General features: G+C 68.9%; 12 protein-coding genes and 1 riboswitch. Of the genes, 3 read left to right on the top strand and 9 right to left on the bottom strand.

All coding sequences use genetic code 11. The features are described 5' to 3' along the window. Nucleotides 1-26 precede the first annotated feature (26 nt). From ACFVWW_RS15225 to ACFVWW_RS15185, 9 genes are all read right to left on the bottom strand, one after another. Nucleotides 27-701: a trimeric intracellular cation channel family protein gene (locus ACFVWW_RS15225; protein ID WP_384189365.1), complete on the bottom strand. Its 675-nt coding sequence runs from the start codon at nt 699-701 to the stop codon at nt 27-29. A gap of 73 nt (nt 702-774) precedes the next feature. Further along, nucleotides 775-1959 carry an ABC transporter ATP-binding protein gene (locus tag ACFVWW_RS15220; RefSeq protein WP_384189366.1) on the bottom strand — a complete coding sequence of 395 codons (1185 nt, stop codon included), beginning with the start codon at nt 1957-1959 and terminating at the stop codon, nt 775-777. Next, nucleotides 1956-3053 (bottom strand): ABC transporter ATP-binding protein, encoded by a 1098-nt coding sequence (locus ACFVWW_RS15215; RefSeq protein WP_386878246.1) that lies wholly within the window; start codon nt 3051-3053, stop codon nt 1956-1958. Before ACFVWW_RS15215 ends, ACFVWW_RS15220 begins: the two co-directional genes overlap by 4 nt. Further along, entirely contained in the window at nt 3050-4060 is a 1011-nt protein-coding gene (locus ACFVWW_RS15210) for an ABC transporter permease (RefSeq protein ID WP_384334456.1), read from the bottom strand. Before ACFVWW_RS15210 ends, ACFVWW_RS15215 begins: the two co-directional genes overlap by 4 nt. Nucleotides 4061-4189: 129 nt before the next feature. Next, nucleotides 4190-5953, bottom strand: a complete 1764-nt coding sequence (locus tag ACFVWW_RS15205; protein WP_384189372.1) for an ABC transporter substrate-binding protein — start codon at nt 5951-5953, stop codon at nt 4190-4192. A gap of 44 nt (nt 5954-5997) precedes the next feature. Beyond that, nucleotides 5998-6996, bottom strand: a complete 999-nt coding sequence (locus ACFVWW_RS15200; RefSeq protein ID WP_384189374.1) for an ABC transporter permease — start codon at nt 6994-6996, stop codon at nt 5998-6000. Between the two features lie 365 nt (nt 6997-7361). Continuing rightward, nucleotides 7362-8147 (bottom strand): enhanced serine sensitivity protein SseB C-terminal domain-containing protein, encoded by a 786-nt coding sequence (locus ACFVWW_RS15195; RefSeq protein ID WP_386878245.1) that lies wholly within the window; start codon nt 8145-8147, stop codon nt 7362-7364. Between the two features lie 225 nt (nt 8148-8372). Next, the gene (locus ACFVWW_RS15190) at nt 8373-9119 is read right to left on the bottom strand and encodes an enhanced serine sensitivity protein SseB (RefSeq protein ID WP_384189378.1); all 747 of its coding nucleotides are present in this window, start codon (nt 9117-9119) and stop codon (nt 8373-8375) included. Nucleotides 9120-9267: 148 nt separating this feature from the next. Further along, on the bottom strand, nt 9268-9939 hold the full coding sequence (locus ACFVWW_RS15185; RefSeq protein WP_384189380.1) for an AAA family ATPase: 672 nt from the start codon (nt 9937-9939) through the stop codon (nt 9268-9270). 171 nt (nt 9940-10110) lie between these two features. Continuing rightward, a riboswitch (glycine riboswitch) is annotated at nt 10111-10208 on the top strand. Between the two features lie 147 nt (nt 10209-10355). On the opposite strand from ACFVWW_RS15185, the gene gcvT reads away from it, so the two are divergent. From gcvT to glyA, 3 genes are all read left to right on the top strand, one after another. Then, complete coding sequence (gene gcvT, locus ACFVWW_RS15180) at nt 10356-11519, top strand: glycine cleavage system aminomethyltransferase GcvT (protein ID WP_386878244.1); 1164 nt, start codon at nt 10356-10358, stop codon at nt 11517-11519. A 67-nt stretch (nt 11520-11586) separates the two neighbouring features. Further along, a complete protein-coding gene (gene gcvH, locus ACFVWW_RS15175; protein WP_384189384.1) occupies nt 11587-11964 on the top strand; it encodes a glycine cleavage system protein GcvH in 378 nt (125 codons plus the stop codon). A 33-nt stretch (nt 11965-11997) separates the two neighbouring features. Beyond that, nucleotides 11998-13266, top strand: a complete 1269-nt coding sequence (glyA, locus tag ACFVWW_RS15170; protein ID WP_384189386.1) for a serine hydroxymethyltransferase — start codon at nt 11998-12000, stop codon at nt 13264-13266. Nucleotides 13267-13380: the final 114 nt, after the last annotated feature.

Here is a 13380-nt window from a genome sequence, read left to right as displayed (position 1 = left end):
ACAACAGGATCATACTAAGCGGTAGCTTAACCTCGGGCCGGGGTGGTCTCCTCGGCCGCGTCCGAGCGCCGGTTCCAGGCGCGCGGCGCCCGCCAGTGGAAACGCATCGCCAGTAGCCGCAGAAGGAAGGCGGTCAGTACGGCGAGACCGCTGGTCAGCGCGTTCAGCGTGTCGAAGCGGATGCAGAGCGCCACCATCGTGGCGCCGACGATGGCCGGGACGGCGTACAGATCGCGGTCCCAGCGCAGCAGTGAGGGCACCTCGTTGGCGAGGACGTCGCGCAGCACACCGCCGCCGACCGCCGTGGCCAGACCGAGCACCACCGAGGCGGTGAGGCCGAGGCCGTACTCGTACGCCTTGGTGGTGCCCGTGACACAGAAGAGGCCGAGCCCCGCCGCGTCGAAGACATTGACCGAGCCCTGGATGCGCTCGACCTGGGGATGCAGGAAGAACACCAGGGTGGTCGCCACCAGGGGCATGGAGAAGTAGCCGAGATCGGTGAAGGCGGCCGGCGGGACGGCACCGATGATCAGGTCGCGGAGCAGCCCCCCGCCCAGCGCGGTGATCTCGGCCAGCACCGCCATACCGAAGACGTCGAAGTTCTTGCGTACGGCGAGCAGCGCGCCGGATATCGCGAAGACGAAGATGCCCGCGAGGTCGAGCGCGTGCTGGACGGAGGGCGTGACGAGGTCGTGGAACACCTGTTCATTGTGCCGGGAAGCAGAACAGCCCCGGCCGGCCCATCCGCTGGGCCGGCCGGGGCTGTTTCCTGGCCTACTCCTTGACCGGGGCTCCCGCGTCCTTGGAGACCTCGCCGGCCGAGTCCGCGGCCGGGTCCTCGGACGTTCCGGCCGGCACGTCCGCCAGCTCGATCGTCTCGCGGTCCGCCAGGTCCGACAGCAGCACCGTGTCCTCGGGGTGCTGGTCCGGAGCGTTCTCCGGGTGGTGGCAGGCCGCCTGGTGGCCCAGGGCGAGCTGGATCAGCGGCGGCTCGGTCGTCTTGCAGATCTCTGTCGCCTTCCAGCACCGGGTGTGGAAGCGGCAGCCGCTCGGCGGCGAGATCGGCGACGGCACATCGCCCTTGAGCAGGATCCGGTCGCTCTTCGCCCCGCGCCTGCCCGGGTCGGGCACCGGCACGGCGGAGAGCAGCGCCTTGGTGTACGGGTGCATCGGCGACTCGTACAGCGACTTGCGGTCCGACAGCTCGACGATCTTGCCGAGGTACATCACCGCGATCCGGTCCGAGACATGGCGGATGACCGACAGGTCGTGCGCGATGATCACGTACGTCAGACCCAGCTCGTCCTGGAGGTCGTCCAGCAGGTTCACCACCTGCGCCTGAATCGACACGTCCAGCGCCGAGACCGGCTCGTCGGCGACGACCAGCTTCGGGTTGAGCGCGAGCGCCCGCGCGATCCCGATGCGCTGCCGCTGACCGCCGGAGAACTCGTGCGGATAGCGGTTGTAGTGCTCGGGGCTGAGGCCCACCAGCTCCAGCAGCCGCTGGACCTCCCGCTTCACGCCGCCCTCGGGCTCGATGCCCTGGAGCTTGAAGGGGGTGCTGACGATCCCGCCGATGGTGTGGCGCGGGTTCAGCGAACCGTACGGGTCCTGGAAGATCATCTGGACGTCACGGCGCATCGGCCGCATCGCGCCGGCGGACAGATGCGTGATGTCCCGCCCCTGGAACTCGACCTTTCCAGCGGTCGGTTCGAGCAGCCGGGTGATCAGCCGGCCCATGGTCGACTTGCCACAGCCCGACTCGCCGACCACACCGAGGGTCTCCCCCGGGCGCACGTCGAAGGAGAGTCCGTCGACCGCCTGGACCGCCCCCACCTTGCGCTTGAGCACACCCTTGGTGATCGGGAAGTGCTTGACCAGGCCGGTGACCTTGAGGAGCGGCTCGGGTCCGGAACTGTCCGACGCCTGCTGCGGAATCTTCTTGCTCAGATCAGTCACAGCTTCGGCGCAATCTCTTCGGTCCAGATCTGTTCCCGCTCCGCCGGCGACATGTGGCAGGCGGAGAAGTGCCCGTCGGTGATCTGCCGCAGCTCCGGACGCTCGGTGCGGGTGACGTTGTCCTTGGGGATGTCGGCGTACGGGCAGCGCGGATGGAAGGCGCAGCCGGACGGCACGTTGATCAGACTGGGCGGGGTGCCCTTGACCGGCACCAGCCGTTCGGTCTGTTCCCGGTCGATGCGGGGCATCGAGCCCAGCAGGCCCCAGGTGTAGGGGTGCTGCGGCTGGTAGAAGACCTTCTCGGCGGATCCGCGCTCGATGCAGCGGCCGGCGTACATCACCAGCAGGTCGTCCGCGATCTCGGCGACGACGCCCAGGTCGTGGGTGATGATGACGACCGCCGACCTGAACTCCTTCTGCAGATCGCGGATGAGGTCGAGGATCTGTGCCTGGACGGTCACGTCCAGGGCCGTCGTCGGCTCGTCGGCGATCAGCAGCTCGGGGTTATTGACCAGGGCCATCGCGATCATCGCGCGCTGGCGCATACCGCCGGAGAACTGGTGCGGGAAGTCGTGGAAGCGCCGGGCGGGCTCGGGGATCCCGACCCGGTCGAGCATGTCGACGGCCCGCTTCTTGGCGGTCTTCTTGTCGACCGCGTTGTGGACGCGGTAGGCCTCCACGATCTGCGCGCCGATGCTGTAGTACGGGTGCAGCGCGGACAGCGGGTCCTGGAAGATCATCGCCATCTTCCGGCCACGCAGCTTGCGCACCCGCTCGGCTCCGGCGCCGATCAGCTCCTCGCCGTCCAGCCAGATCTCACCGGAGATCCGGGCCCGCTCGGAGTTGTGCAGGCCCATGATGCCCAGCGAGGTCACGGACTTGCCCGAGCCGGACTCGCCGACGATGCCGAGCGTCTGGCCGGCCTTCAGGTCGAAGCTGACGCCGTCGACGGACTTCACCAGGCCGTCGTCGGTGTCGAAGTGGATGCGGAGGTCCCGTACGGACAGGAACTTCTCGGCGGCACCCGCGGAATCCGTACCCGTGCTCGTCCCCGTGGCGGCCTCGTCCGCGTCCGTCTTGCGTACGTCGCTCATGAGAGCCTCACCCGGGGGTCGATCGCGGCGTACACAAGGTCCACCAGCAGGTTGCAGACAACGATGAAGAAGGCGGCGACGATCGTCACACCCATCACCTTGGGCAGGTCGCTCTGGATCACGCCCTGGATGGCGTAGGCGCCCATGCCCTGGAAGCTGAAGACGCGCTCGGTGATGACCGCGCCACCGAGCAGCAGTGCGAAGTCCATGCCGAAGATGGTGACGAGCGGGGTCAGCGCGGCGCGCAGGCCGTGCTTGAAGATCACCTTGCGCTCGCGCAGACCCTTGGCCCGCGCGGTTCTGATGTAGTCCTCGCCCATCGTCTCCAGCATCCCGGCTCGGGTGAGCCGTGCGTAGAGCGCCGAGTAGAGGAAGGCGAGCGTGCACCAGGGAAGAATCAGATTCCAGGCCCATTCGGCCGGATTCTCGGTGAACGGTACGAACTCGATGCTGTCCCAGATCGTCCAGTGGAAGCTGAACAGGGCGGCGGCGACCAGGCCGGTGAAGAACATCGGCAGCGAGACGCCGGCCAGGGCGACGGCCATGGCGAGCCGGTCGAAGATCGATCCCCGCTTGAGCGCGGAGAGCACACCGATGGCGACACCGGAGATGACCCAGAGCACCGCTGCGCCGACGGCGAGCGACAGGGTCACCGGTATGCGGCGGAGGATCTCGGGCCAGATCTCGACATGGGTCTTGAACGAGTAGCCGAAGCAGGGGACGTGACAGACCGAGGGGTTGGGGCCGAAGTTGTACTCGGCACCGACCACGATGGCCTTGATGAAGTCCCAGTACTGGAGGTAGACGGGCTGGTCGAGCCCCAGATTCTTCTTGACAGCGGCGATGGCGTCCGGGGTAGGACTCTTGCCGATGTACTGGGCGGCCAGCGAGTCGGTCGTCTGCCCGCCGAGACGGGGCACGAGGAAGAAGATCGCGAACGTGACTGCGCTGACCACCAGCAGCAGCAACACCGCGGCGAAGACGCGTCGGATGATGTACGCAGCCACAGCCGTTTGGTGCCGGGCCGTCCGGGCGGGGTACGCCCGGACGGCCCGACACCTTCACCTGCCTTTCGGGGGGTGCTGTTTTGATGTACAGGTGTTACGTGGTGTCACCGGGATCACCCGGTGTCACCGTCACTTGGACGAGGTCATCAGCACGTAGTCGTACATGCCGAGGTAGGCCTCGGTGACCGTGACGTTGGCCGCGGAGTCCGGCCGGTAGAGCAGGTTCTTGCGGTAGAACAGCGGAACGACCGAGGCGTTCTCCATGACGAGCTGGTCGACGTTGCCCCAGGCCGCCTGGCGGGCCGCGGGGTCAACGGTGCCGATGCCGTCGGACAGCGCCTTGTTGATCTTCGGGTCGTTCAGCTCCATCAGGTTCGTGCCACCGGACGGCTTGATGGCCGAACCGTTCACGATCTGGTCGAGGAAACCGAAGCCGGTCGGCCAGTCGGCACCCCAGGCCATCATCATGAGGCCCGCGTTGTTCTTGTGGACCCAGTCCGGCACACCGGCGAAGTCCGTGAAGTACTTGTCGGACGGGAAGGTCTTGATCTCCGCCGCGATCCCGACCTTCTTCAGGCTCTCCTGGATCTGGGTGGCCACGGTGACCTCGTCGGGACGGTCCGCACGGGCCGTCAGCGTGGTCTTGAAGCCGCCCGGCTTGCCACAGGCGGTGAGAGCCGCCTTGGACTTGGCCGCGTCGCCCTTGTTGCCCGGCGTCGCGTACAGGTCGAACTTCTTGTAACCGCTCACCGACGGCGGGATCAGCGTGGTCGCAGGGTCACCCTTGACCGAGCCGCCGATGGAGTTGACCGCGCCGGCCTTGTCGACCGCGTACTGCACGGCCTTGCGGCAGTCGGCGTTGTCGAACGGCTTCACGTTGACGTTCATCGCCATGTACTGGAGCGCGCCCGCGTACGGGTTGTCCGTCTTGGCCTTCTCGGCGGCCTTGACGAGCACCTTCGGCTGCGTCTTGGCCTGGAGGCCGGTGCCGCCGACGTCCGCCGTGATCGAGTCGTTGAGCAGGTGCTCGTCGATCGTGGTGGCGTTGACGTTGAACTTCAGCTCGATCTTGTCCGGCAGAGCCTTGCGGATCGGGTCGTTCGCCTGGTCCCACTCGGGGTTCCGGGAGAGGGTCGCGCCGCTGCTCTCGCTGTACGAGTCGAACTTGTACGGGCCGGAGGAGACGATGTTCTGGACGTACTCGGCACCCTTGTCGGCCTTCTGCGGGACCGGAGCGGTCTGCGAGAAGGCGGCCAGGTAGTCCATGTCCGCGAACGGCTTGTTGAGCTTGAAGACGATCGTGTAGTCGTCCGGGGTCTCGATGGACTTCAGACCCTCGGGGGACTTGTCCTTGTACGGACCCTTGTACTTGTCGCCGCCCTCAAGGTACGCCTTGAAGTAGGTCGGACCGTTGGACAGCGCCTCGGGCGCGAAGTTGCTGCGCTCGACGGCGTACTTGACGTCCTTCGAGGTGATCTCGGTGCCGTCCTGGTACTTGACGCCCTTGCGGAGCGTGTAGGTCCAGGTCTTGGCGTCCGCGCTCGCCTTGCCGAGTCCGGTCGCGAGGTCGGGGACGACCTCGAGACCCTCCTTGCCGGCGGCCGGCTTGAAGGTGACCAGGGAACGGCCGTACAGACGGGAGAAGTTCTGCACCCAGCCGTAGTACGTGTTGCCCGGGTCCAGGGAGTCGGGACCACTGGAGTGCTCGTAGGTGACCGTCCCCCCCTTCTTGTCGGTCGCGTTGACGATGCTCGACATCGCGGCATCGACCTTGGCACTGCCGCCACCGCCGCTGCTGTCGTCAGTGTCCTTGTCGGAGCTGCCACAGGCACTCGCACCGAGCGCCATGGCCAGCGTCACGGCGATGGCCGCTGCCGTCTTTCTGCTGTTCATCCTGAGGAAAGCCCCCTCGATTGACCGATGCGGCAGGGCCGCTATTACTTGCCACGGGGGTCGAGTGCGTCACGCAGCCCGTCCCCCAGCAGATTGAAGGCCAGCACGGTGATGAAGATCGCCATGCCGGGGATGATCATGAACATCGGGTCGACCTGGTAGAGATCGACCGCGGTGGACAGCATGCCGCCCCATGAAGACTGCGGTGGAGCGATACCGACCCCAAGGAAGCTGAGAGAAGCCTCGAAGAGGATGTTGGTGGGGATCAGCAGCGTCGAGTAGACGAGGATCGGCGCGACCAGGTTGGGCAGCAGCTCGCGGAACAGGATGAACGGGCCGCGTGCGCCCAGGGACCTGGCCGCCTCCACGAACTCCCGCTCACGCAGGCTCAGCGTCTGCGCGCGCACGATCCGGCCGATGTACGGCCAGCTGAAGAAGCCGATGACGAAGATCAGCACCGCGATGCGCAGCGGAAGCCCTTCCAGGCCGAACGCGCTGCCCTGGAGCGATGCCGAGATGGAGATCGCGAAGAGAAGCAGCGGGAAGGCGAGGAAGGTGTCCATCATGCGGCTGATGGCGCTGTCCACCCAGCCGCCGTAGAAGCCCGCCACCACGCCCATCACGACGCCGATGACGACCGACAGCACCGTGGATCCCGCCGCGACCACCAGGGAGACCCAGGAGCCCTCGATGATGCGGGCCAGGATGTCGCGGCCGGTCTGCGGCTCGACGCCCAGCGGGTGATCCCAGCTGATGCCGCCGAAGCTGCCCTTGGGTGCGAGCAGGGTGGGGTCGACCAGGTCCTGGTTGAAGGCATTGGGGTCGAGCCCGAACACCGCCTGGATCGGCTTGGAGAGTACGGCGACAAGAACCAGCAGGATCACGATGACGCCGCCCGCTACGGCGACCTTGTCCCGCTTGAAACGCGTCCACGCGATCCGGCCGAGCGAACGGCCCTCGATCTGCTTGCCCCCGGCGCCTTCCAGCACCGCTTCCGGCTGCGCTCGCGCCGCCGACCCGGTGGTCTCGATAGGTGCCGTCATTGCGCTGGAGACCCCTCTCGGCCGACGGTGGCCGGCCCATGACCGCCGCTGTAGCGGCTCTTTCACATCACATGTCGCATGTGGTCCGCCCGGACGGGAACCGCTGATGTCAGCGCATCGTCCATGAAGTCGGGACCACCTGCTGCAGGGAGTCTTCAGCGACTTTGCGATCACCCGCCAGACCTGACGGGGAATGTTTGCTCAAACGTGATGCGCTCAGAGGGTTTCCGTTATCCGGACGCCGCGCGGCTCTCAGCGGACCATCTCGGTCGCTATTCCCCCAGATCGGACATGTCGCCCTACTGCCGCTATGCAGCGCGGAACGGGGGCATCCGCCGACCGCGTCCCGGGCGCACGCCGGGTGTTCAGTAGGCGCGTGAGGCGGGCGGGGGGTAGCCGTAACCGGACGGCGGCGCCGGCGACACATGCGCCTCACGGTCGTAGAACGGGCGGGAGTTGGCACCCAGCCACATCGTCACCGGGTCGTACTCGTCGGACATCGCGACGGTGGAGACCGGCAGTCCGTCCGGGACGGCGGCGATCGACTGCCGCATCATCGCGCGTACGGACTCGACGGACGCCGGGCTCGTGTCGTACAGATCGAGGCCGATCGCCAGATACGGGGCGCCGAGCGCCGGCTGCACCCAGGCGCGGCGCAGGGAGCGGACCGCCGGGGTGCGATGCGCGTTCTGCGTGAGCAGGGCGTAGAACTGCGGAAGCTCGATGGCCGGTTCGGAGAGCCGCAGCGGTCCCGCGGGCATCCGGTCGAGGCCGGTGGCGATGCGCCGCAGATCGAGCCAGGGGATGCCGACACCGCCGCCGGGTGCGTGCGGGTTGAGCCAGATTCCCCAGCGGTCGGGGTAGAGCGCGCGGGCGATCTCCTGGCCGGTGACCACTTCGTGCGCGCGGGTCCAGCCGCTGAGGGAGAGCTCCTGGGCGGAGGTGACACACGGGGCGTATCCCAGGCCGTCGATCTCCATGTTGCCGTACTGGGCGTCGGGCGCACCGGCCCGGCCGTGCCAGAGCAGCATCCAGACGCTGTCGTCGGCGAGGGCCTGGAGGAGCGCCTCGTACGCGTCGTGGCGCCCGGGCGTCACCTGGCGCAGCATGTGCTCGACCTGCCCGGCCGCCGCGGTGCCTGACGCGCTCACTCTGGGTTCCGCCCCTCTTCGATCCACCATTCGGCCGGCTCCCCCGGAGTCCCCCGCGGTGTGAGTCGTGGGCGGGCCCCTCCGGGCGACCGGTGCCGGCCCCACCCATCAAACCAGCTTAGGCGGCGGTCCTGACACTGACTTGACATCGGGCGTGCCCACCGGACAGGCGGCCGGCCCTTCCGGGCCGGTGCCTGTCCCTTTTGGGCGGACCCGCGCTCCAGGTCAGGCGTACCCACGCTCGAAGAACGGACGCACTTTCGCCAGCAGCCAGTCGCCCACCGGGTCCTGGGCGACGTCCAGCAGCACGAGATTGACGGGCCAGCTCACCCCCACCCGGCCCAGCGCGCGGCCGAGCGCGTCCATCGGGGCGTTGCGGTCGGCCGCCTCCCAGGAGGAGAGCTGGACACCTATGAAGAGCACCGGCGCCTCACCCTCGACGCTGGCGAGCGCGCGGCGGGCGGAGAGCACGACACCGGAGGACTCGAACTCGCTCGCGGCGGCGGTGAGGAAGTCGACCGGGTCCTCCTGCCAGTCCGGCTCGAAGAGCCGGACCCGGCCGCCGCTCGCCGGGCCGTCGAGCGGGGTGCGGCCCGCCCGGCACAGCTCGGCGACGGCGGGCGGCGGCAGCGGCAGTCCGACCGCGCCGCCCGGGTTGACCGCGATCCCGAGCTGCGGGGGCAGGCCCCGGGCGAAATCGCGGGCCGGTGCGACGGCGAAGGACATATGGGCGCCGGCGCTCTGCAGGAACTGCTGCTCGGAGCTGAACACCGGGACGTACGGGGCGCCCTCGATCTCCATCGTCGGCAGATCGAGGTCGCGGCTCTCGGGGCCCCCGCCGTTGGGGAGCGGCACCCAGACCTGGCTCCGCCCCAGCACCTCGATCAGCCGCCCGCCCGCCGTGTCGCTCCCGAGCGAGGCGGCGAGCACCTCTTCGAGCTCGTTGCCCGGCCATGCTGCGTTCACAGTCATTCCCCTCCACCCTCGACCTTGCCGCAGCACCCTAACGCCGCAGGCCGGAACGTGCGCCAGTGCGCGATGGGCGATACGCGGGCCGGGCGGTGGGAGGTGCGGGGCCGGGCGGTGAAAGGTGCGGGCCCGGCCCCGGAGCGACAGGCGCTCACTCCCCCCGCAACGCCGGGAAGGCGATCCTGCCCAGCGCTGCCGCCGCGTCCCGGTCCAGGATGACCGCTGTGGCGCAGCCACGGGGAAGGCGGCCGGTCTCCGCGCCGCCGAGCAGCCGGCCGACGGCGCGGCGGTGGCGGGCGAAGGCGTAGCCGGAGACTCCGCGGCCGCGCTCGAGCTGGCCCGCGCGGGCCACCTCGGGGGTGACGTCCAGCAGGACGAGATGGAGCCCGCGGCCGCGCCTGCGGGCCTCGCGGGCCAGCCAGCGCCGCACCCAGGTCTGCGTACCGCAGTCGTGGACGACAACGCTCACGCCGGAGCGCAGCGCGCGCCACAGCCCCCGGTAGTGGGCGATCCGGACGAACGGGCGGTAGACCGCGTACGGCAGCGAGCCGGGCAGCCGGCGCCGCCAGCGGTCCCTGGCGTCCTGGGAGTCGATCCCGCCGCCCTCGGCGGCCCGCCGGATCAGGGTGGACTTGCCGCTGCCGGGCAGCCCGGAGACGACCACCACGTCTCCCGCCGCGAAGACCAGGGCCGCCGGCACCCGGCCGCTCCTCCCCCGCAGATCCCGGACGACCGGCACCGGTCCGGTCACTACCTCCCTGGCGCCCTGCTGGGCGGGCACCCCCGCCGTCGTGGCATACGCGCCGGACCCCTGCGACATCATCGCCGTCCCCCTGTCAGCTCAGTCACCCTGGCCCAAGACCCTTGCCCATAAAGTGTAAAGAAATGGTAATGCGGCACAAGCTTTTCACGGTGTACGGCGAGTTGTGGACCGGCCGTCCCGTTCGGCCGCGACGCGTGCGATGATGTGCCCGCCAACTGCATACCGGCCGTTTGAATCCGCGCGGGAGAGTCCCGGTCACCGTGTGCGCCGGGCGCCGAAGGAGCAAGTTCCTCCCTTGAATCTCTCAGGCCCCGTACCGCGTGGATGAGGCAGATCTGAAAAGCGGGCCGCAGCTGTGCGGCTCCACCCAAGGTGCAAGTCATGACCGTCTTTACGTGTGGTCGTGATGAACCTCTCAGGTTCCGATGACAGATGGGGAGGACCGTCCTCGCCGTCATGCCCTGGGAGCCACACCGATGAGCCACGTCCCCCCGAGCAGCACCCCCAGCAGCCCCCGTCTCACCGCGCTCGACGCGGTGCACCGTGCGCTGGGCGCGACCATGACCGACTTCGCGGGCTGGGACATGCCGCTGCGGTACGGCAGTGAGCGCGACGAGCACAACGCCGTCCGCACGAGGGCCGGTCTCTTCGACCTCTCCCACATGGGCGAGATCACCGTCTCGGGACCGGCGGCCGCACAGCTCCTCGACTACGCGCTCGTCGGCAACATCGGCTCCGTCGCCGTCGGCCGCGCCCGCTACACGATGATCTGCCAGGAGGACGGCGGGATCCTCGACGACCTGATCGTCTACCGCCTCGCCGAGGACACTCCCGGTGCGGACACCTTCATGGTCGTCGCCAACGCCTCCAACGCGCAGACCGTGCTGGACGCGCTGACCGCCCGCGCGGCTGGCTTCGACGCCGAGGTGCGCGACGACCGCGACGCGTACGCCCTGCTCGCCGTCCAGGGCCCCGAGTCCCCGGGCATCCTGAAGTCGCTGACCGACGCCGACCTGGACGGGCTCAAGTACTACGCGGGCCTGCCCGGCACCGTCGCCGCTGTCCCGGCGCTGATCGCGCGGACCGGCTACACCGGCGAGGACGGCTTCGAGCTGTTCGTCGAGCCCCGGTACGCCGAGCGGCTCTGGCAGGCGCTGACCGAGGCCGGCGAGGGCGTCGGCCTGGTGCCCTGCGGGCTGTCCTGCCGTGACACCCTCCGCCTCGAAGCGGGCATGCCGCTGTACGGGAACGAGCTGACCACCGGACTGACCCCGTTCGACGCGGGCCTCGGCCGGGTCGTCAAGTTCGAGAAGACCTCGAACGACGGCGACTTCGTCGGGCGTACGGCCCTGACGGCCGCCGCCGAGCGCGCCGCGAGCGCCCCGCCGCGCAAGCTGGTCGGCCTGGTCGCCGAGGGCCGCCGCGTCCCGCGCGCCGGCTACCAGGTCGTCGCCGGCGGCGCGGTCGTCGGCGAGGTCACCTCGGGCGCTCCTTCCCCGACCCTGGGCAAGCCGATCGCCATGGCGTATGTCGACGCCTCGCACGCCGAGCCCGGCACGGCCGGTGTCGGGGTCGACATCCGCGGTTCGCACGAGCCGTACGAGGTCGTGGCGCTGCCCTTCTACAAGCGCCAGAAGTGATACGGACGTCTCGGTCCGTAAGACATCTGTTCCTCAGCACTCCCCCGCGTACAGGAGAATTCAGGTCATGAGCAACCCCCAGCAGCTGCGCTACAGCAAGGAGCACGAGTGGCTGACGGCCGCCGAGGAGGGCGTGTCGACAGTCGGTATCACGGAGCACGCGGCGAACGCCCTCGGCGATGTCGTGTACGTCCAGCTCCCGGAGGTCGGTGACACGGTCACCGCGGGCGAGACCTGCGGTGAGCTGGAGTCGACCAAGTCGGTCAGCGATCTGTACGCCCCGGTGACCGGCGAGGTCGTCGAAGCGAACCAGGACGTCGTGGACGACCCCTCGCTGGTGAACTCCGCTCCCTATGAGGGCGGCTGGCTGTTCAAGGTACGCGTCACGGAGGAGCCGAAGGACCTGCTCTCCGCCGACGAGTACACAGAGTTTTCCGGCAACTGACGTACCTCGGCACCTGAGACCCAAGGGACTGTGATGTCTTCGAAGTCGCTTCTGAACACCTCGCTCCACGAGCTCGACCCGGACGTCGCCGCCGCCGTCGACGCCGAGCTCGACCGTCAGCAGTCCACCCTCGAAATGATCGCCTCGGAGAACTTCGCTCCGGTCGCGGTCATGGAGGCCCAGGGCTCCGTCCTGACCAACAAGTACGCCGAGGGCTACCCCGGGCGCCGCTACTACGGCGGCTGTGAGCATGTCGATGTGATCGAGCAGATCGCCATCGACCGCGTCAAGGCGCTGTTCGGCGCCGAGCACGCCAATGTCCAGCCGCACTCGGGCGCCCAGGCGAACGCGGCCGCGATGTTCGCGCTGCTCTCCCCCGGCGACACGATCATGGGTCTGAACCTCGCCCACGGCGGGCATCTGACCCACGGCATGAAGATCAACTTCTCCGGCAAGCTCTACAACGTCGTCGCGTACCACGTGGACGACACGACCGGCCAGGTCGACATGGCCGAGGTCGAGCGGCTCGCCAAGGAGTCCCGCCCGAAGCTGATCGTGGCCGGCTGGTCGGCGTACCCCCGCCAGCTGGACTTCGCGGCCTTCCGCCGGATCGCGGACGAGGTCGGCGCGTACCTGATGGTCGACATGGCGCACTTCGCCGGTCTGGTCGCCGCGGGCCTGCACCCCAACCCGGTGCCGCACGCGCACGTCGTCACCACGACCACGCACAAGACCCTCGGCGGCCCGCGCGGCGGTGTGATCCTCTCCACCCAGGAGCTGGCCAAGAAGATCAACTCCGCGGTCTTCCCCGGTCAGCAGGGCGGCCCGCTGGAGCATGTCATCGCGGCCAAGGCGGTCTCCTTCAAGGTGGCGGCCACGGACGAGTTCAAGGAGCGCCAGCAGCGCACCCTGGACGGCGCCCGTATCCTCGCCGAGCGCCTGGTGCAGCCCGATGTGACCGAGGTGGGCGTCTCCGTCCTCTCCGGTGGCACGGACGTCCATCTGGTCCTCGTCGACCTGCGCCACTCCGAGCTGGACGGCCAGCAGGCCGAGGACCGGCTCCACGAGGTCGGCATCACGGTCAACCGGAACGCCGTCCCGAACGACCCGCGCCCCCCGATGGTCACCTCGGGTCTGCGGATCGGCACCCCGGCGCTCGCCACCCGCGGCTTCACCACCGAGGACTTCAGCGAGGTCGCGGACATCATCGCGGCGGCGCTCAAGCCGTCGTTCGACCGCGAGGCGCTGGCCGGCCGGGTCTCCGCCCTGGCCGCGAAGCACCCGCTGTACCCGGGCCTGTAGCCGTCCGTACGGCCTGAATTTCCGGGGCACCGCGCACACTGGACCGTGTCGCGTGGTGCCCCGCTCCACGCGCACCGTCATCTCCGCACCACCCCGGCAGACAACGGCGTCTAC

Origin of the sequence: Streptomyces sp. NPDC058198, assembly GCF_042882605.1 — a bacterium.
Lineage (GTDB): Bacteria > Actinomycetota > Actinomycetes > Streptomycetales > Streptomycetaceae > Streptomyces.
This window is presented reverse-complemented; position numbering and strand designations above follow the sequence as displayed.

Coding starts and splice junctions, on each gene's coding strand:
- gcvH (WP_384189384.1), top strand. CDS start 11,587: ATGAGCAACCCCCAGCAGCTGCGCTACAGCAAGGAGCACGAGTGGCTG.
- ACFVWW_RS15185 (WP_384189380.1), bottom strand. CDS start 9,939: ATGATGTCGCAGGGGTCCGGCGCGTATGCCACGACGGCGGGGGTGCCC.
- ACFVWW_RS15205 (WP_384189372.1), bottom strand. CDS start 5,953: ATGAACAGCAGAAAGACGGCAGCGGCCATCGCCGTGACGCTGGCCATG.
- ACFVWW_RS15190 (WP_384189378.1), bottom strand. CDS start 9,119: ATGACTGTGAACGCAGCATGGCCGGGCAACGAGCTCGAAGAGGTGCTC.
- ACFVWW_RS15200 (WP_384189374.1), bottom strand. CDS start 6,996: ATGACGGCACCTATCGAGACCACCGGGTCGGCGGCGCGAGCGCAGCCG.
- ACFVWW_RS15215 (WP_386878246.1), bottom strand. CDS start 3,053: ATGAGCGACGTACGCAAGACGGACGCGGACGAGGCCGCCACGGGGACG.
- glyA (WP_384189386.1), top strand. CDS start 11,998: ATGTCTTCGAAGTCGCTTCTGAACACCTCGCTCCACGAGCTCGACCCG.
- gcvT (WP_386878244.1), top strand. CDS start 10,356: ATGAGCCACGTCCCCCCGAGCAGCACCCCCAGCAGCCCCCGTCTCACC.